General features: G+C 39.0%; 22 protein-coding genes. 3 read left to right on the top strand and 19 right to left on the bottom strand.

Annotated features, from left to right (window positions below):
• Positions 1-68: 68 nt before the first annotated feature.
• The 15 genes from FW757_RS17475 to FW757_RS17545 form a co-directional block, all read right to left on the bottom strand.
• Complete coding sequence (locus tag FW757_RS17475; protein WP_145235830.1) at positions 69-344, bottom strand: HU family DNA-binding protein; 276 nt, start codon at positions 342-344, stop codon at positions 69-71.
• 208 nt (positions 345-552) lie between these two features.
• Positions 553-1086: a DUF3833 domain-containing protein gene (locus FW757_RS17480; protein ID WP_149980180.1), complete on the bottom strand. Its 534-nt coding sequence runs from the start codon at positions 1084-1086 to the stop codon at positions 553-555.
• 1 nt (position 1087) lies between these two features.
• Positions 1088-1579 (bottom strand): chalcone isomerase family protein, encoded by a 492-nt coding sequence (locus FW757_RS17485; protein WP_182718659.1) that lies wholly within the window; start codon positions 1577-1579, stop codon positions 1088-1090.
• Between the two features lie 44 nt (positions 1580-1623).
• Positions 1624-2094 carry a DUF2878 domain-containing protein gene (locus FW757_RS17490; RefSeq protein WP_310737467.1) on the bottom strand — a complete coding sequence of 157 codons (471 nt, stop codon included), beginning with the start codon at positions 2092-2094 and terminating at the stop codon, positions 1624-1626.
• A gap of 19 nt (positions 2095-2113) precedes the next feature.
• Positions 2114-3376, bottom strand: coding sequence for a class I SAM-dependent methyltransferase (locus FW757_RS17495; protein WP_446441523.1), 1263 nt, complete (start codon positions 3374-3376; stop codon positions 2114-2116).
• Between the two features lie 26 nt (positions 3377-3402).
• Positions 3403-4137, bottom strand: a complete 735-nt coding sequence (locus FW757_RS17500) for a DUF1365 domain-containing protein (RefSeq protein ID WP_149980176.1) — start codon at positions 4135-4137, stop codon at positions 3403-3405.
• Positions 4130-5386, bottom strand: coding sequence for an NAD(P)/FAD-dependent oxidoreductase (locus FW757_RS17505; RefSeq protein ID WP_182794301.1), 1257 nt, complete (start codon positions 5384-5386; stop codon positions 4130-4132). The genes FW757_RS17500 and FW757_RS17505 overlap by 8 nt, the downstream gene beginning before the upstream one ends.
• Positions 5383-6093, bottom strand: a complete 711-nt coding sequence (locus FW757_RS17510; RefSeq protein ID WP_182718654.1) for an SDR family NAD(P)-dependent oxidoreductase — start codon at positions 6091-6093, stop codon at positions 5383-5385. The genes FW757_RS17505 and FW757_RS17510 overlap by 4 nt, the downstream gene beginning before the upstream one ends.
• The gene (locus FW757_RS17515; protein WP_145235859.1) at positions 6093-6521 is read right to left on the bottom strand and encodes a nuclear transport factor 2 family protein; all 429 of its coding nucleotides are present in this window, start codon (positions 6519-6521) and stop codon (positions 6093-6095) included. The genes FW757_RS17510 and FW757_RS17515 overlap by 1 nt, the downstream gene beginning before the upstream one ends.
• Position 6522: 1 nt before the next feature.
• A complete protein-coding gene (gene phrB, locus FW757_RS17520; RefSeq protein ID WP_182740058.1) occupies positions 6523-7917 on the bottom strand; it encodes a deoxyribodipyrimidine photo-lyase in 1395 nt (464 codons plus the stop codon).
• Entirely contained in the window at positions 7917-8870 is a 954-nt protein-coding gene (locus FW757_RS17525) for a YbgA family protein (protein ID WP_145235868.1), read from the bottom strand. The genes phrB and FW757_RS17525 overlap by 1 nt, the downstream gene beginning before the upstream one ends.
• Before the next feature lie 8 nt (positions 8871-8878).
• Complete coding sequence (locus FW757_RS17530) at positions 8879-9541, bottom strand: ChrR family anti-sigma-E factor (protein WP_182761711.1); 663 nt, start codon at positions 9539-9541, stop codon at positions 8879-8881.
• Positions 9534-10157 (bottom strand): sigma-70 family RNA polymerase sigma factor, encoded by a 624-nt coding sequence (locus FW757_RS17535; RefSeq protein WP_182740069.1) that lies wholly within the window; start codon positions 10155-10157, stop codon positions 9534-9536. Before FW757_RS17535 ends, FW757_RS17530 begins: the two co-directional genes overlap by 8 nt.
• Before the next feature lie 66 nt (positions 10158-10223).
• Positions 10224-10802 carry an LON peptidase substrate-binding domain-containing protein gene (locus tag FW757_RS17540; RefSeq protein WP_182794299.1) on the bottom strand — a complete coding sequence of 193 codons (579 nt, stop codon included), beginning with the start codon at positions 10800-10802 and terminating at the stop codon, positions 10224-10226.
• Positions 10803-11015: 213 nt separating this feature from the next.
• Complete coding sequence (locus FW757_RS17545) at positions 11016-11306, bottom strand: hypothetical protein (protein ID WP_149980170.1); 291 nt, start codon at positions 11304-11306, stop codon at positions 11016-11018.
• Between the two features lie 255 nt (positions 11307-11561).
• Between FW757_RS17545 and trhA the strand changes: the two genes are divergently transcribed.
• A complete protein-coding gene (gene trhA / locus FW757_RS17550) occupies positions 11562-12200 on the top strand; it encodes a PAQR family membrane homeostasis protein TrhA (protein ID WP_182740059.1) in 639 nt (212 codons plus the stop codon).
• Positions 12201-12209: 9 nt separating this feature from the next.
• On the opposite strand, the gene FW757_RS17555 is transcribed toward trhA, so the two are convergent.
• Both FW757_RS17555 and FW757_RS17560 read right to left on the bottom strand, forming a co-directional pair.
• Positions 12210-12515 (bottom strand): MGMT family protein, encoded by a 306-nt coding sequence (locus FW757_RS17555; protein ID WP_145235885.1) that lies wholly within the window; start codon positions 12513-12515, stop codon positions 12210-12212.
• The gene (locus tag FW757_RS17560) at positions 12516-13409 is read right to left on the bottom strand and encodes a LysR family transcriptional regulator (protein ID WP_145235888.1); all 894 of its coding nucleotides are present in this window, start codon (positions 13407-13409) and stop codon (positions 12516-12518) included.
• Between the two features lie 122 nt (positions 13410-13531).
• Between FW757_RS17560 and FW757_RS17565 the strand changes: the two genes are divergently transcribed.
• Both FW757_RS17565 and FW757_RS17570 read left to right on the top strand, forming a co-directional pair.
• Positions 13532-14614, top strand: coding sequence for an efflux RND transporter periplasmic adaptor subunit (locus FW757_RS17565; RefSeq protein WP_145235892.1), 1083 nt, complete (start codon positions 13532-13534; stop codon positions 14612-14614).
• Position 14615: 1 nt separating this feature from the next.
• Positions 14616-17678, top strand: a complete 3063-nt coding sequence (locus FW757_RS17570; RefSeq protein WP_182718649.1) for an efflux RND transporter permease subunit — start codon at positions 14616-14618, stop codon at positions 17676-17678.
• Between the two features lie 60 nt (positions 17679-17738).
• On the opposite strand, the gene rluF is transcribed toward FW757_RS17570, so the two are convergent.
• Together rluF and FW757_RS17580 are read right to left on the bottom strand one after the other, a co-directional pair.
• Positions 17739-18662: a 23S rRNA pseudouridine(2604) synthase RluF gene (gene rluF / locus FW757_RS17575; protein ID WP_149980166.1), complete on the bottom strand. Its 924-nt coding sequence runs from the start codon at positions 18660-18662 to the stop codon at positions 17739-17741.
• A gap of 303 nt (positions 18663-18965) precedes the next feature.
• Positions 18966-20051: a DUF418 domain-containing protein gene (locus FW757_RS17580; protein WP_446441524.1), complete on the bottom strand. Its 1086-nt coding sequence runs from the start codon at positions 20049-20051 to the stop codon at positions 18966-18968.
• Between the last annotated feature and the right edge of the window lie 11 nt (positions 20052-20062).

Here is a 20062-nt window from a genome sequence, read left to right on the forward strand (position 1 = left end):
CCTTAGATTAATGAGTAGATACAAAAAAAGGGCTAATTAGCCCTTTTTTATTTAACCAATCTAATTGATTAAGGATTAACTTGATCTTTAAGACCTTTACCTGCTTTAAAGCTTGGGATAGTTGCCGCTGAAATTTGGATTTCGGCACCAGTTTGTGGGTTACGGCCAGTACGTGCAGCACGCTCTTTTACAGAGAAAGTACCAAAACCAACTAGTGCAACTGAATTACCTTCTTTTAAAGAAGAAGTAACAGCACCAGTGAATGCGTCAAGTGCACGTGTAGCTGCTGCTTTAGAGATTTCTGCATCAGTAGCGATTTTTTCAACTAATTGAGCTTTATTCATTTGTTAAATTCCTATTCGTTATTATTTTGCCTTCGCAAAACCTATCTTTATGCATTTTTTAAGTATTGGCAACAGCAAAATGCTTTTTTCGCGTAAATTCTTAAAAAATGAGTAAATTTTAAATAATTGCCGAAATAAATATTGATTTAAAGATTAACCAACAATGAATTTAAGCAGTATTTAATAAATCAATATGACAATTTGTTTATCATTCAACTTTTTCGATAACTAAGGTCACTTCCCCAACCTCAATGCCAAACTTATCAATAGCTGTACGGTTAATCAAGCGCGATTGTGTTACCAGATACATCCAATCATCTAAATTAACTTCAATGGTGTCATCTCCATAGGGTAATTTAAGGGTATATTGCCAATGAAATACACTGCCATTACTTTTTCCTTTCGCGATACCTATCACATCACCTGCAGTGCCAGTTAAAGTATTGTCAGCATTGAGTGTTATTTTCCACACTCGGCGTTGGGTTTCACCATCGTCGTAAACGAAATCTTCCTCTATAACGCCGTTATTGCCATCCCAACTCGCATTCATGTCAACGACCATCTTACGGGTTACTTCACCTTTAAAGTCTTGGACAACGCCATAGGCTTTCAATTTGCCATTAAAAAATTGTTTAAAATTAAATTCTGGCTGACTTCCTTGGTAATACTCAACATCTGGCGCAGCACAGCTACTTAATAAAAATGTGCAACTAAGTAAAAATAATATAGTAATTCGCTTCATGTTATTGCCCTATTAGTTGTTTTCGCATCTGTGGCTCAGAGGTATTAGCATCAAGCCAAATAGCTAAAAAGTCATCCGCAAAACCACTTTGCTCTATAGCCCCTAGCTTTTTATCATTAAAATAAAATGTGCCAATACCATTTTCATCCGTAATGAACGATAGCGATTCACCTTTTTTGATATCCGGCCAAAGCGCAGCTAACTGTGCATCGTATTTTTTAATGATCTCTTTTTTGCCCAAATGCTGCCATTGTTCGTTCGTCGCTTTGATTATGTCCTTGGCAGCAAAATCGCGTAAATAGGTCAATGTCAGTTTAGTGGGGTGATTGCCAAACTGATAGCTCCCCGATGGGGTTGCTAACTGCGCCTGATAAACATCCCAAAATAGATACTCAAAACGAGCCTCACCGACCACTTTAAAATCAGCAGCAAAGCTTCGGCTGCATACCAATACACTTAAAATAATTAGCCCTTTAGTTAATCTTGCTATCATTACCGGACTCCAAATTTCTAAGTTAAATAGTTACACCTGTATGTTCATTTATGTTCAGAAACTAACAGGTACTTTTTGCTGTATGTATTTATAATCCTGATAAAATTGAACATAAACGACCAAGCTAAACCATATATAAGCCAAAATTGCCAAACTACAGGATGAACCTCTAACGCCCCAAAGCGTGCACCAGCAATATAACTTGCGGGGGCAAAAACTGCACAGAGCAACAGCGCTAAATACCAAGGCGTGCGATGCAAAAATTGCATTGATGTATTGATGGTTAACAGTAAAGCACACCAAAGTAATACAAACCACAATGGAAAGGGCGATATACTAAAAGATAAAAAGCCAACCTCAACCATCAAATATTCAAAGCTTAACGAGATCATTAAGCCATAGCACAGTAACAGCATATCTTGTTGCTTTTGTTGCGACAGACATAACATCACTATGATGATTAATAAAATCGGTATGATAGCGCGCTGCTCAAGGAATAATGCTAAAAACCACACTCCTTGAAACAGCAAAAAATTAATAACTGAGCGCAATGTCATCACTTGAATGGTTAAAACGCGGTTTACGGGCAACTAAATGCACTGTACTGGTTACTCGCGCCCTAAATGCGCCTTCACAGTAAGCTAAGTAAAATAACCATAATCGATAAAAGCGCTGGTCAAACTTAACTTTGTCGATTTCTGGCCAGCTTGCGATAAACCGTGTGCGCCAATCAGCTAAGGTTCTTGCATAATGAACGCCGATATCGTTAATGCTGTGTACCACCATGTCTGATTGACTTTTTATTTGCTTATTCATTTCATCAATACACGGTAAACAACCACCAGGGAAGATATACTGCTGAATAAAATCAGAATTTTTCAGGTAATGTTGATAGCGTTGATCAGCAATTGTAATTGCTTGGATCAGCATTGCACCACTGTCTTTGAGTAAGTCATTACATTTTTTGAAAAAGCTGGGTAGGTATTCATGACCAACCGCTTCTATCATTTCTATTGACACTAGCTTATCGTAACTGCCTTCGAGTAAACGATAATCTTGTTTCAATAAGGTTATCTTATCTTCAAGCCCCAACTGGATAATTTTTTCTGCCACAAACGCATGTTGCTCATCAGAAATAGTTGTAGTAGTAACGTGGCAGTCATAATGTGTTGCAGCATGAATGGCAAACGCTCCCCACCCTGTGCCAATTTCAATAACCGTTTCACCGGGTTGTAAATCTACTTGTTGGCAGATTAAATCAAGCTTATGACTTTGTGCTTGCTCAAGAGAAGCATCTTTTGATGGGTAGACAGCGCTTGAGTAAAGCATTTCAGTGCTTAAAAATGATGAATACAACTCATTGCCTAAATCGTAATGAGCAACAATGTTTTTCTTTGAACCTTGCTCAGAATTTTTGTTTTTACGGTGATTTATTCGATTGTAAAGATTACTAATAAACGCAAACTTACGTTCAAATTGGTCCAGTTGAGCCTGATTAATGGCAAAAATTTCAATCAACTGAGTTAAGTTAGTACATTCCCACTGGCCTAAAATATAAGCTTCGCCAGCTCCGACACTGCCAGAGAGCGCAAATGCTTTATACATTGCCGGATTATTGACAACTACTTTAGCCTGTAAGTGACTTTGAGGATCACCAAAGTGTTGAACGTCGTTACCATCAACTAGGGTAATTGCGCCAACTTCAATGCTATCAAACGCACCAATAACTAACTTTTTATACAGCTTACTTAACAAGCTACTTGATGCGTTATCAGCTAAACTGGATACTTTTTCCATCTCATGACCTTCATTATTTTAGCTTATCAATTCTTGCCTGAGTGACCTAAAAAAGGCACTCGCTTACAAAATAGTTTAAACGCCTGTACGTAAATTCCTTTCATCACAGTGATGGTCATGGCAGGAAAACGTTTCAGTAACGCAGTAACCGCAGCACGACTGAGTGACTGGCGTTGTAAACGCAAACTGGCAGTAAATAATAGCGTATTATCTTTTTTATTTTCTATATGGATCATAGTATTGTGCTTTGTTAAACGCACTTTCCAGTGGTAATCCATATCTAAACTCATAAATGGTGATACGGAGAAAGCCTTTTTAAAGTTCACTTTCTTGTGTAAATCAACCAAGTAATAGTGTCGCTCGTTCCAGGGGGTATTACTCACTTCAGCAACCATATAGGGAAAATCGCCATCAGCCGTTTCATAGAAGAAAAAGTTAACTGGGCTAAAATACACCCCAAAACAGCGCAGCTGTCCGAGCATATAAACATTACTAAACGGAGCAGTAATCCCCAGCTCGACAATTTTATCAATTGCTCGTTGTTTGATTGGTTGTTGAGTATCTAAATCACGATTAAGATAATCGGATTGTTTAAATTTAAGTGCTTTAAAGCCTGTTGTTCCAAGCCAAGGGTGAACACCATCAAGTTGCTGAGGAGCATTAAGATCAACCCACATCATGTACAACTGATAATTAAAGCTATGCGCTTTAATTGCTAATCGGTGATGACGAACATCACCGATTAAAAGTGCACTATTCAAATTCAACCCCAAGTTTGCGAGCAACATCTACAGCGCTTTTCACGCCGTCTTCGTGAAATCCGTTATACCAATAAGCGCCACAAAAATAACTGTTATTGGCTCCATCAATAAGCTGTTTCTGTTGCTGAGCAGCAATAGACGTTTTATTGAATACTGGATGATGATACGTAAATTCTCGGAGTATTTTAGTTTTATCAATTCCCTCGCGGTGATTAAGCGTGACACAAAATTGCGTTTTACTTGTGATGCCTTGCAAAATATTCATTTGATAAGTTACAACAGCAGCTTTATCAAGATTATCGGTAAGTAGATAATTCCAACTTGCCCATGCGGCTTTACGTTTTGGCAGCAAAGCAGTGTCAGTATGCAAAATCACTGAATTTTCAGTGTAGGGAATGGCTGATAAAATTGCTTTTTCATCTGTGCTTGGGTTTTCAAGTAAAGCGAGAGCTTGATCAGAATGACAAGCAAAAATCACTTTATCAAATTGCTCAACAGTACCATTTTTCAATCGGATCAACACCTGCTCCGGGGTGCGAAAAATAGACTGTATATCCGTGTTCAATTTTATTTTATCTTTAAAACCACTGATCAATGGATTGATATATTCCCTTGAACCACCGGGAATAACATACCACTGCGGACGATTAGTAATATCTAATAAGCCATGATTGAAAAAGAATTTTACAAAAAACTCAACGCCAACATTACTCATTTCTTTAATACTTGTTGACCAGATAGCCGCGCCCATTGGCAAAATATAATGGTAACGAAAAAAATCATTAAAACCGTGTTGGTCGAGCAACTGACCTAGCATCTGCTCACTTTGGTAGTCGTTGTCATGATATAGTTTTTTACACAAGGTGTTAAAACGCACAATATCACTAAGTAACTTCCAAAAACGCGGACGAAATATATTGCGCTTTTGAGCAAACAAACTGGCAAAAGTGTGGCCATTGTATTCAAAACCAGTTTGCTGATTATGCACACTAAAACTCATTTCTGTCGGTTGTCGTTCAACGCCGATGCGCTTTAACAGCTTTTCAAAATAAGGGTAAGTGCGATCATTAAAAACAATAAAGCCAGTATCAATAGCACGCTTAACACCATCAACCTGTATATCTATCGTTGCGGTGTGCCCACCAATGTAGTTGTTTTTTTCAAATACCGTAATATCATACTTTTTGTGCAACAACTGCGCGCAGCTTAATCCTGCAATTCCAGAACCTATAATTGCTATTTTTTTCAACGACTTAATCCTTTTGCAAGCATGAGCCAAATTGGCAGCGGCAACATGCGTAAACATTTTAAAATAAGGGTAAAACGATAAGGAAAATGCACCTCTTTGCGGCGCTTAGCGACCCCTTTGATAATATAATTTGCCGCTTTTTCTGCAGTAACTGCCATTGGCATTGGAAAATCGTTTTTTTGAGTCAACGGTGTTTTAACAAAGCCTGGGTGCACTAAGGTTACGTCAATATCAGCTAAATCAATGGCTAAACTTTTTGCTAAGTAACTGACCCCAGCTTTTGATGCGCCATATGCTTGTGAGCGCGGTAACGGTAAATAAGTTACGCTTGAACTGACAATCACCAACTGACCACCGGACTTTATCCTCGGTAGTAAAGCCTCAAGACAATAACCCATGGAAAGCAAATTAGTAGTAACAACGCGGGTAAACAATGCACTGTCAAAATTATGCGCATCATCGATATACTCACAATTGCCAGCATTAAGAATAACGCGATCAAATTGCGTATAAGCAACAGTGCTACTTCGTATTTCTTGTAAATCAGTAGCGTCAAACTGACAACTTTCAATATTCGTTAGTTGCGCAAGTTCGTTTAGTTTTTCTTGGTTACGCCCACAAGCGATCACTGTATCCCCGGCTTGCGCATACAGTTTCGCAAGTTGTTCACCAATACCTGATGTTGCACCTGTTATAAGCGTGATCATTATTCCGCTGCCTTATTATCTATGTATTTAATAATTGAACCGAGAATAGGGATATGTCGATAAAGTAATGCACCAGCATCAAAGTAGTCTTTATGAAGGCTGATTTTGTCACCAGTGAATGTTAACTTGCTATGGCCTGCTACGGCTATTTGCTGGCCATTACTAAGCTTTGGATGGCGATAATACATAGTCCAGTAAACAAAAGCATTATCGCCTACACTAACAGCATCACTGATATCAAACGTGCATTCAATAACATTACTATAAAGTTTAGCAAAATATTGATGTAAGTCAGCTAAACCATCGACTTCATGCAATGGATCAGAAAAGTGAATGTCTGCAGCATAAATATCACTCAGTAAATGTAGATTTTCTTTACTTAGCTTTTGGTATATCGCGATAAATTTATCTGTTCTGTGGTTGCTCATATCATACCTTAAATGCATCAAGCGCTCGTAAGCGAGCCGTTTTATGATCAACGATTGCTGGCCAATAAACTGCTTTTGCTTTGCCGCTTTTCGCTAAATATTCATGTGGAAAATGAATTTGCTTATTCGGCACATTTTCCAACTCCGGTATATATTTACGAATAAAATCACCATCAGGATCAAATCGCTCACTTTGAGTAATCGGGTTGAATATTCTAAAGTATGGCTGGGCATCGCACCCGGTACTTGCAGCCCATTGCCAACCGCCGTTGTTAGACGCTAAATCGCCATCGATCAAATGCTGCATAAAGAAACGTTCACCTTTACGCCAATCAATTAACAAGTGTTTGGTAAGAAAACTGGCAACTACCATTCGTAAGCGATTATGCATCCAGCCAGTTTGAATAAGCTGTCTCATAGCGGCATCAACAAGCGGGTAGCCTGTTTTACCTTCACACCAAGCAGTGAAATCAGCCTCATCAGTTCGCCACTTTACTGGGTCATATTTCTCATTAAAATTGTTATATTTATTAAGTTTTGGATAAGCCACAATTAAATGACGATAAAACTCACGCCACACTAACTCGTTGACCCAAGTAAATAAATTGCTTTTAGAGCTACTTAAAACATCGACATATTGTTGCTGTACAAGAGCAATTAATTGCTGAACGCTGACAATGCCTAAAGCTAAATACGGACTTAAGCCTGATGTGCCTTTAATACTTGGAATATCTCGCTGATCTTTATAACTGAGTAATTTATCGCTGATAAAGCGGGCACAGATTTGACTTAATGACGCATCATCAACTGGCCACTTATGTGAGGAATCATCACCGGTAAGTAACGCTGAACCTTGCCAAGGTATTGGGCTAAACATTGTCGGGGGGGCTTGAAAATAAAAATGAGTATCTTGATATTGCTTTAGCCAGGCATTTTTAAAAGGGGTGAACACCTTAAACATCTCACCACTTTGATTCAGTACCGTTCCAGGCGGTGCAACCACGTCACCATCAAACAAGGTGACTGATACTTTAAGTTCATCAGTATGATGTAAAAATGCGTTATCGCGCTCAACTTCATTAATTTCATATTCTTTATTGGCAAATAACTGCGTTACTGAATGTCGCTGGCAGAATTCGCTTAACTGCTGCACACATCCTGCGTAATTACCCGCTTCAATGATATGCAAGGTGATGCCATTATCAGCTAGTAACTGACCTAAGAAGTTTAACCTTCGTTTTAGCAAATCAATTTGTATTGAAGCAACACCATGGCGTTGCCATTGTTGCTCAGTGATAAAAAATATAGCGTCTTTACAACCATTGTCGATTGCTTGATAAAGGGCATGATTATTAAAAAGGCGCAAATCGCGCCTAAACCAAAATACAGTGTTCATTAAATTCCGTAGCGTAATTTAAGTTCGTGAGGATAAGGGTTGAAGTAAACTTGCTTTGCTAAGTATTCGTTTGGATGTACTTTCAAATGATGTTTTAAGAGTGTCAGCGGTACATACAGCGGCACTAAACCTGAGCGATACTCATCAATTGCATCTCGTAACTCTTCTTTTTCAATTTTGGATAAATGTTTTTTAAAGTAGCCTTGTAAGTGCATTAAAGTATTGCTGTTATTTTTGCGTGAGGCAGGTCTTTTCAGCGCTGCCATTAAACCTGCAATATAATCGTCAGCAAGCTGCTCAAAATCATCGCCAACATAGGTGCCCAGTAAATTACCAAGATCTTTATATGCCTGATAATTGTGAGCCATTAACAAATACTTATATTGCGCATGAAACTGCGTTAACCTATGCAGGGTTGCTGGTTGTTGACGCAATAATTGCCAGTTTTTATAAGTAAACACTCGCATTACAAAGTTTTCACGCAAGTGCATATCATTTAAACGACCATTTTCTTCACACGGTAACAATGGGTTGTGAGCCATAATTTGCGCAGCAAAAAAACCCACGCCTTCTGATGTATTACCGGTGCCTGCTTCATTGTATATTTTGATCCGTTCCATGCCGCAGCTTGGACTTTTAGCACAAAAAACAAAGCCGCTTAATTGTGCAGCCTGCTCTGTGGCAACTTTTTTACCGTACTCTGTCAATTGTGGGCCAACATCACCACTGCCGTCAGGACGGCACACTTTAATAGTTGTGCCTACTTTAACCTGTCTAATTGTCGGTCTTGGGATCGGTAGACCTACCGCCACTTCAGGACAAAAACGCTTATATTCAACATGTTTAGCAAATTCATCCATGCAAAAATTTGATTTTTTATGGCCACTATCAAACCGAACTTTCTCACCTGCAAGGCATGCACTGATGCCTATTTGAATAGTCGATTGCTGCATATACACTCCTAGTAAATCAAATTGCCAATTGGATTGAGTAACTTACTCAGTCCTTTATTAAAGTGTAGAGCACTACTGACTACTGTGTAACATAAACAGCCTTTTTCTGTGATCGGAGTGTGTTGATGACGACCATCGAGCCACATAAAGTCGCCAGGCACATAATGATCGTCTTCATCACTAAACTCACCATCGAGTAATAAAGTCAGTTCAAAACCAGTGTGGGTATGTTCAGGGATTTCCCCACCAGCATCTATGTGTAGCAAACTCGAACGTAGCGCACCATCATCGAGAGCGATACGAGAACGTGATAACTTACCCATTTGCATAAACTTACTATGTGAAATACGGGCAAGAGCACGAGGCAATTGATAATTTTGCTGATTGACAAGGATAGTTTGTGGCGTCACTTTATATACATCATCAACACTATCGTCAGCGGTAATTGCATCAAGTAATGATAGTTCATCAATAGCTAAATCTGTAGTTTGCAGTTGTTCATTATGATGCGCAAACACATCTACAGCATTTTGCGCTTCAATGCGTTGCACTTTATCTTTACAGCAACTACACATGTCAAGATGAATAGCGACAGCAACACTGATACTCGCCGGTAATGACGCATTACAATACTGCGCTAATAGCGCATCACTTGGGTGATGTTTAATCATTGCGGTCTCCCATTTCATTGCGTAATTTTTGTAACGCTAAACGTAAACGTGACTTCACAGTACCAATTGGAATATTCAATTGATCTGCAAGTTGCTCTTGTGACATATCTTGAAAATAAACGCCTTTAACAACATCGCGTTGAGCTTGAGGTAATTTATCGAGGTAATTTTTGATTTGCTGGTTTTCAAGATGATCACTAAATTCATGGTCGGCATTATCATGTTGCTCAACTAGCGGCCAAATATCTTCGCTAATATTGTCTTCTTTGTTACTTTTCATTTTTCTGAGCATATCAAATGATGCGTTACGCATTACGGTATATACCCACGTTGTAGCTGCACCTTTATCATTATTATAAAGATGTGCTTTTCGCCACACTGAGGTAAGGGTGTCTTGCACTAATTCCATCGCTTGCGCTTCTGAATTAAATTGCTTAATACCAAAGCGTTTTATTTTCGGTGAAAAGTACGCAAATAAATAAGCAAAAGCCTGTTTATCACGATTAGCTGCAACCGCAGATAATGCATCTGCAAGTTCTTTGCTTGGCGTTTGTGGCATGGCAGTGTAATTACCTGTGTTAGGTTCACAACGTGTTGAAAGTTGTTGACTTACCATCATAATATTCCTATTAGTGTTCTTGCTTGTGCAATACGCAGAGCAACTAAAATAAGATCATATTAATTAGGAAAATTCGTTATTAATCACAGTATGAAGGAAAGAGTGGATATTCGCAAAGTCCGATTTAAAGGCAAGCTGTTGTTTTTTATCAATTGAAATAGGTAATAATTCAAGCCATCTTGCAAGCACCCAGTTCAGATCATCAAAGTGTGTCTGGCGGTATAAATCGGTTAACTCTAGATTAGCAGCAAACAACTGCTCTAGTGCCGTTACTAAATATGAATCATCGCGCTCTAAGTTGTGAGGTTGTTCAAACCAAAGAGATGTTTTAGGTGCAGATAGCTGACCGAAACGCAGTTGCTGTTTATCTTGAGTTATATCAGTTAACTCAACCACAGATTTGGCCACCACATCAATTAATAGTTGTCCTTGTTGATCTTGTGAAAAGTCAATAATATCAACTAAGCATCCATACCTAGGAACGTTGAGATAACTATCAACATCATACTGGCAAAGTACGAAACCATGATCATTTTTAAGTGATTCTTTAACCATATCAAGATAGCGAGGTTCGAAGATACGTAACCGCGTATACCCGCTTGGTAGAATAAATACCGGTAATGGAAAGATTGCACGTTTCATAAGGCTTACTACATCAGTTTAACTATGCATTACGTTACGTGCACCGCAGCAAATAAGATCAACGTTACTGATTATTACTTATCGCTATCCCCTTAGCCTATGTTTAACCACTGCCCTACGTTGCGTAATAATTCAACTGAGGCATACACACTTAATAAGCTCACTACAGGTGCTAACATTAAAGCTAATAATCCTAATTCGCTGCTCATTGCCTTAATCCTCAACTTTTACTGCATTGCTAGTTGCAACGAGTTGTGATGTATTTTCCGCAACTTTAGCTGATTGCTCACTATGCTGTGAAAGCAGTTCAGTTAACATTTTTTGCGAATCACTAAACAATGACTGTTTTAATTTGCTTTGTAATTCATCACTCGTACTTTCAATATAATGTGCAATGCTGTTTGATAGCGTTTGAGTGATATCTAATTGACCGTCATTTGCACTTGCTTGTGTAGAACCAACAACCAAAAGTGCTGCAACAGATAGTTTAATAATGCTTTTCATGATGGTATTCCCTATTGTGTTATTAAGTTAGTCGCTATTACTTAATCAAAGGTTGTGCCAACCACGAAATAAATTTTAACCAATTGTTTTTTATGCACTTTAAATCACATAAGTGCATAACCTTTTGATGATGTGAATTTTAAAACCATTCAAAGTGGTTAAAAATACTAAAATATAGTCAATAAATAAGCATTGAAAGTTTCAGCGTACACTTGTACACTCAAACCCATATTAATGTTTTACGATGAGTATGTGATGTCGGTTGAACCCGCTTATTCTAAAAAAGAAGAGCAACTTAATAGCTTGTCTCACGGCGCAGGCGTTGTATTTTCACTGTTTGTATTGTGGGAGCTTACCGGCAAGATACACACGATTGAAGCAACGGTCAGTGCAATTATTTATGGCGGTAGTTTATTGTTGCTGTTTTTATCATCTACGCTTTATCACAGCAGTAGCAGCATAGGTGCGCGGGCTTTTTATAAAAAATGTGACCACTGTGCTATTTATATTTTGATTGCAGGCACTTACACCCCTTTTTTAGTACTCTCATTAACCGGAATTTGGTCGATTTTAACGCTGGTATTTATATGGTCTTTAGCACTTGGCGGAGTGTGCTATAAATTAATGGTGAAAAAACAAAACAAAAAGGTGTCTTTATCAACATATTTATTAATGGGTTGGTTTGCAGTTGCAATTGTCTACCCGCTTTATTTAAATGTGCCAGTAAATGCACTATGGTGGTTACTCAGTGGAGGGATTTTGTATAGTCTCGGCACACTCTTTTATAGTGCTAAAAGTCGTCAATATAGCCACGCACTTTGGCATGTATTTGTGATTGCTGGCTGTGTTTGTCACTATATTGCAATCAGCCGCTATATTATTACGGTCGGTTAAATTTTTTAATTAGTCCCACTGAAATTGACGCATATTAACACGACCATTTTTAAAAATTACGCCTTCACTTTGCAGTAATTGATATTGCTTTTGGTACTGCGCTGTCCCTTCAGGAAAAGAAATTTTACCTTGGCTGTTGATTACTCTATGCCAAGGTATGCTTGAATCTTTTGGCATTAACTTTAATAACCGCCCTACTAGCCGAGCATTATTTAGCAATCCTGCCATTGCCGCTACTTGTCCATAACTGGCTACTTTTCCTGGCGGTATATTCGCCATCACAGTATAAATTTTGTCTTCTTTACTGGCTTGCATTTACGACCCTAAAAACGTTTTACTTAACTGCTTAAAATCTTGCCACACGGCTCTTGCCACGGGTCCATGATGAGTGGCATTTTGTCGGAATACTCTGATCTGTGCGCTAAACGTATTTTCTCTGTCTAGTATTTTAATTTGTTGTAATACACCACTTTCAAGTTCATTTTGACAATGCGCTAAACTCATCATTGCCCAGCCAGCTCCCGATAATAAAAACGATTTTAAAGTTGATATATCATCAATTTTCATCATGGTAGAGCCTTTTGAATACGATAAACGATCAGAGTCAAAACTCATATCACTTTCAAACATCGCTAAACAAGGAAAGTTCTGTAATTGTTGATAAGTTACTTTATCTGGCACTAATCCTGTCACACTAACAATACCAATATCGAGCTTGCCAATCGGTAAACTTTCTAAATCGCCTGTAGCATGAAACAAATCAAACCACGGACCAATCCCTAAGTCTGCTTGTCCTTTATTAACTTGCTCAAGAGAAACAAAGCGTTTTCCGCTGGTTACACTAAACTCGGTGCTGGTATGTTTAACAAAAGCATTGCAAATAATATCGTTATACAGTGCTTGGTGACATAACTGCTCATAACAAATTTTGTAATTTGCTTCATTACCAAGTGCAAGTTCACTGGCCAGTTGTGCTAAATGTGCCTGAGCATCTAATAATAATGCTGCTTCGCGATGATAAATACGACCCTTTTCAGTTAATTGCAATCGATAATGGCTACGATCTAATAATTCAAAACCAAGCTCAGCTTCAAGTTTCTTAATAGCTAACGTTAAAGCTGGTTGCGATTTATACAGTGCTAAAGCAGCTTGCGACAAGCTTTGAGTGCGAACAATGGCATCAAGCATTTTTAACTGCACTAAGTTCATAATGGTCCAACTTAAAATCATAAATTTTATTTATGATCTTTTTAAAATTTAATAATTTTTATTTTATATGTTCGCGGCGTATGCTGCACCTAATTTATGTTTTCATAGCCACGGAGAAGACCATGAAACTGTCGCCAGTTTTAATTATATCTACATTAATACTGAGTTTAGTCGCCTGTAAAGAATCAAATACCGACACTCACGTCGAACAAGCTATTCGTCCAGTAAAACTATTTGAAATTGATACTAACTCAGATCAGACAATACGCAGTTTTCCGGCAGAAGTAGTGGCAAATCAAGGCTCTTATTTGGCGTTTAGAGTTAACGGTGAGTTATTAGAGTTCCCGGCATTGGCGGGTCAACATGTTGAAAAAGATCAACTCCTTGCCAAGTTAGACCCTGAAGATTTTCAACTGCAATATGATGAGCGAAAAGCACGTTTTGAATTGGCGCACTCGCAACTTGAACGCGTACAAAAACTATTTAATAAATCAATTACCAGTCAATCCGAACTTGATCAGGCACTTGCCAATAAACAGGTAGCTGAGTCGGCATTAAAAATTGCAAAAACCAACTTAGATAATAGCGAATTACGTGCCCCTTTTAGCGGCACCGTTTCCAAAGTGTTTGTTAAAAACTTTGAAAATATCCAAGCAAAACAAAACATTCTTCGCTTAGAAACCCGTGATTTAATGGATGTGATCATTCAAGTACCCGAAAAACTAATCGCCCGTATTGATAAAGACATTGACTATCAGCCAAGCGTGGTTTTTGACGGTTTTCCAAATAAATCATATACCTTAATGATTAAAGAATTCGACACCCAAGCAGATCCAGCCACATTAACTTACAAGGTGGTATTTTCATTACCTGTGCCTAAGGATTTTAACCTGTTGGCAGGCATGACCGGCAGTGTAGATATTGATCTAAGTAAAGTTACTCACTCGCAATCACACTATATTTTACTCCCTGTTGAAGCGGTGTTCTCTGAACCAACACAGCCTACTAATAACAGCTATGTCTGGCTATACGATCCACAGACTGGCAAGGTGAAAAAGCAAGCTGTTGAAGTTGGCCAATTACATCGACGTGGTATTGAAGTGCTTGCTGGTTTAGAGCAAGGTCAAACTGTGGTCGCGGCTGGTGTTCACTACCTTAAAGAAGGCATGCAAGTACGTCCGTGGCAAAAAGAGCGAGGCTTATAAAATGAGCATTGCTGAACTTGCTATAAAACAAAAGGTCGTCAGTTGGATGTGCGCGCTATTACTATTAATCGGTGGCGTAGTATCTTATTTAGGACTTGGTCAGCTTGAGGACCCTGAATTTACAATAAAAAAAGCCATGGTGATCACCTTATATCCTGGCGCTTCACCACAACAGGTAGAAGATGAAGTTACTTTTCCGATTGAAAATGCAATTCAACAATTGCCGTATGTGGATTACGTAACCAGCATTTCATCGCCAGGGAAATCACAAATTACCGTTGAAATGAAAAGCAACTATCGCAAACAAGACTTACGACAAATTTGGGATGAGCTACGACGCAAGATTAACGATAACGCTTCATCACTGCCAAGTGGTGTATACCCAAGTACCATTTTAGATGATTTTGGCGACGTATACGGCGTAATGTATGCCGTCACTGGCGATGGTTACTCTTATGACGAACTAAAAAACTATGTTGATTACTTAAAGCGCGAACTGGTACTCGTTGACGGCGTGGGTAAAGTGACCGTCAGTGGTGAACAACAAGCACAGGTGATGGTTGAAATATCGACGCGTAAGCTGGCGCAGCTTGGTATTGCACCAACTAGAATTTATCAATTATTGCAATCACAAAATACCGTATCGAATGCAGGTAAAATACGCGTAGGCGATGAATCAATTAGACTGCACCCAACAGGCGAATTCAAAGACGTAAAAGAGCTCGAAAATCTACTGATCTCAAAACCAGGTGAAAATGAACTTATTTACCTCGGTGACGTTGCAACGGTGTTTCGTGAATACGCCGAAGTACCTAATAATGTAATCCGTTTTAACCAGCAGCAAGCCTTGCTCGTTGGCGTATCGTTTAGCAGTGGTGTAAACGTTGTGGATATAGGCGATAACATTAAAGCGCATTTAGCATCGCTTGAATATCAGCGCCCCCATGGCATGGAAATAAATACCGTTTATAACCAACCTGTTGAAGTCGAAAAATCAGTCAATGGCTTTATCATCAGCTTACTCGAAGCTGTCGCTATCGTTATTGTTGTCCTGCTTGTCTTTATGGGCTTTAAAAGTGGCGTACTGATCGGGGCAATTTTATTGCTGACCGTATTAGGTACATTCATTTTCATGAAACTGTTTGCGATTGATTTACAACGAATCTCTTTAGGTGCGCTGATCATTGCATTAGGAATGTTGGTTGATAATGCCATTGTAGTCACCGAAGGGATTTTAATAAACCTAAAGCGAGGGCAAACAAAGATAACAGCAGCGGCTAATATAGTGGAGCAAACAAAGTGGCCTTTACTTGGCGCAACCGTGATTGCGATTACTGCATTTGCGCCAATTGGCTTAAGCTCTGACGCTAGTGGGGAATTTGCCGGCAGCTTATTTTGGGTATTATTTATCTCATTATTACTAAGCTGGATCACTGCCATCACCTTAACTCCTTTCTTTGCTGACTTAATGTTCAAAGAAACAGAGCTCAAGCAGCAAAGCCATGATGAAGATCCATATCAAGGTGTGATCTTTAATCTATATAAAAGTTTATTAAGCACCTCGATGCGTTTTCGTAAAACCACTTTATTGTTGATGGTCGTTTTATTAGCTAGCTCTGTTTTTGGCTTTAAGTTTATTAAACAAGCGTTTTTTCCAGCTTCTAACACGCCAATGTTTTACGTAGATTATTGGCATACCCAAGGGGCTGATATTCATGCCACTTTAGATGGCGTCGCCAAACTCGAAGCATTCTTACAAAAAGATGAGCTGGTCGAAGAAGTAACATCAACGATAGGACAAGGCGCACCACGGTTTATGTTGACCTACGCACCTGAAAAATCATACCCAGCTTATGGTCAATTAATTATCCGTGTAAAAGACCGCGAAGCAGTGGCGACGATGATTGCAAAAGTTCGCGACTATGAATACAACCATGTATTTGATGCCAAGCTTAAAATAAAACGTATGGAAATAGGCCCTTCTACTGATGCTAAAATAGAAGCGCGTTTTTCGGGGGCTGATCCAGTAGTGCTTCGCCAATTAGCTAAACAAGCAAAAGAAGTGCTAGCAAAAGATGCCGGTGCTTATAATATTCGTGATGATTGGCGTGAACGCTCAAAACTCATTCGCCCGCAACTTAACGAACAAAAAGCGCGGCGTCTGGGTATCGCTAAAACAGACTTGGACCAACTATTATTAACCAGTTTTTCCGGTAAAAAAGTCGGCATTTACAAAGATGGTACTCAACAGATCCCCATTATTGCTCGCTCACCGGCACAAGAGCGTCTTAATGTTGAAAGCCTCCGTGACCTACAAATATACAGCCCAGTATTAGGCGTATTCGTGCCAGTTACTCAAGTGGTGGATGAGTTTGTTGTACAGTGGGAAGACAGCCTAATAATGCGCCGCGATCGCAAACGTACTATTACAGTAATGGCCGATCATGACGTAATAGGCGATGAAACACCCGCTAAACTATTTTCAAGAGTCAGGCCAGGTATTGAAGCAATTAAACTCCCTAATGGCTATGAATTACAATGGGGCGGTGAGTTTGAATCATCAACAAAGGCAAAAAAAGCTATTTTTGGCTCGTTACCTTTGGGCTATTTAGCGATGTTTGCAGTCACTGTGTTGCTATTTAACTCAGTAAAAAAACCTCTGGTTATTTGGGCCACAGTACCTTTAGCAATCATCGGTGTCAGCGCCGGCTTGCTAGTGATGAACGCCGCATTTAGTTTTATGGCGCTACTTGGGTTATTAAGCTTAAGCGGTATGTTGATTAAAAATGGCATTGTGTTGGTTGATCAGATCAACCTTGAGCTCAGTGAAGGCAAAGAGCCTTATCAAGCAGTATTTGATTCCGGTGTAAGCCGTGTGCGCCCCGTTGCGATGGCAGCAATCACCACCATTTTAGGAATGATCCCATTATTATTTGATGTGTTTTTCCAATCAATGGCGGTGACGATTATGTTTGGTTTAGGCTTTGCAACCGTGCTGACATTAATCGTAGTGCCGGTGCTCTATACCGTGCTATTTAAAATTGAGGTGCCAAAAGCAAAATAACTGAGGTTTAAATAAAACCAGGAGCACAATTTATGTTGTTCCTGGTTTTACAATTTGATCTTATTTTTTAAGGCTTAATGTGCCTGTGCGAGTGGTGCTATTTCTTCTTGCAGGTTTGGCGTTAGTTTGGTCATTTTTAGAATCAAAACGGCCTTGTTTGACATGCTTAGCAAAATCACGCTTTTTATCGTTATCTTTGTAAGGCGTGCGTGCTTGTTTAGGCTTGCTGATATTCGCAGATTGTTTGTTCTCATCCACTGATAACTCCTCGGTTTTGCCCGAGTCGGCAATCGAGTTATTAATCTCAGCCATTTCTTGCTCAGTTAAATGGCGCCACTGGCCAACATTTAAGCCTTTTAACGTGACATTCATGATACGTACGCGTTTTAAGGTGACCACTTCATAGCCCAAGTACTCACACATACGACGAATTTGACGATTCAAACCTTGCGTTAATACAATAGTAAATTGTTGCGGTCCTGTTTGTGTAACTTTGCATTTTTTCGTGACTGTATCTAAAATTGGTAAACCACCTGCCATCTTATTCACAAACTGACGATTTAATGGCTTGTCGACTGTAACAACATACTCTTTTTCATGATTATTGCCTGCACGAAGGATTTTATTGACGATATCTCCTTCATTTGTCAGGAAAATCAACCCTTCTGATGGGCGATCTAAGCGACCAATTGGAAAAATACGATCTGGGTAGTTAACCGCTTTGACGATATTACTTTGAATTTTACGCTCAGTTGTACAGGTTATACCAACGGGTTTGTTGTAAGCGATGTACGCGCGTTTCGGCACTTTTTTCAGCGGCTTACCATCAATCAGTACCGTGTCAGACAATGCTACTTTGACACCCATTTCCGGTCGAATACCATTGACAGTAACACGACCATCTTCAATATATTTATCCGCTTCGCGTCGTGAACAAAAACCAGTGTCACTAATAAATTTATTTAATCGTTTTAAGTCTGTCATGGGCCAAATTCATATTAATTTTAAAGGCCGATATTGTATACCCAAACCACCTTAAGATGCGAGCTCAGTTGAATTTAAAAGCGATTTAGACAAGGCATAGATTGCAAACAATAGAAGCCACTTGTTAAAATTAATAACGCAGTATAAAGCGCCGTTAAACCAACAATTAGCCTTTTCACAGCAAACATCTAGTCTGTTTGTTTATACTTAAACGATTGCTCTGTTTTACGGTATATGGGTTTGCGATAATTTTAACCTGCAGTGACAGTGAAAAATTACCACACTATTTACAGTAGCTTCAACTCAAGCAGCATTTGCATACTTTCGCCAAATAAATTCCATTGGACCTTGCTTAAAATAACGCGAATAAATCACACTAAAACTAAGTTGAAAAATAACTAAACCACTCACTAATACGTAATATTCTAAATGATTAAAGCTTAGCACCCAGTGCGGATAAAAAACTTTAAACAACAATAACAAGCAAATAGTTTGCATTAGATATAAAGTTAATGCGAGCCTTCCTGCACGCTGCAATGCAATAAAGTGAAAGTCATGTTTTGTCATCAGCATTACCACAAAATGAATAATTAATAGGGCTGTGAATAATGCTGCAAACCAGCTTACGGGTTCTTTTAATGCACTAATAAATAAGCTAGATTGGTATTCAAAACTGATCCTAATCGCACTTAACAGTAGCGCAATTGACAAAACTCTGATTTTGCTTAATTTAGTTAAACCAGTCTCAAACAGTTTATTTTTATAGCCATAAATACCGAATAGCATTAATCCTGCAGCCATCCACAAAGTGATCAGCGGAAGTGCAATGAGCATCACGATAAACATCACACTATTATTGACAAAAATAGTTAATGCCGATCCTTGTGAAGCATTATAACTTGCTAAAAAATCGGCCGAATCTCGATAGATAGTCAGTGTGGGGTCAACTAAGGCTATCAAAAAAGTTATCGCTGCGGCTAGTGATAGAAATTGCCAACCGCGTTTTAATAACATCTCGTCACTCGCGTCAAGGTATTGTATGACCAACCACCCTGCGCATGCATAGATAAACAAAATATCACCAGCCCACAACAAAAAGCCATGTAGTAAACCAAACACGGCCAATACTTTTAAGCGTTTTTGCAATTGCTCAACCTGCTGGTAACGCTGCCACTGAATATATAAGCCAGCACCAAAGAGTAAGCAAAATAAGCTGCGAAAGCGGCCGTCAATAACACTAAGGCTCACCCATTGAATAACATGATCCGAAAAAGGCGGGGACTGTAATGGTACGTAACCAAATTCAAATAAACCAAAGGAATAGGCATTCATGTACATTAAGCCAAGCACAGCAACACCACGAATAACATCCATATTTTGATTACGCATTATTGGGCTCG

It is taken from the genome of Pseudoalteromonas sp. 1181_04 (assembly GCF_052850545.1).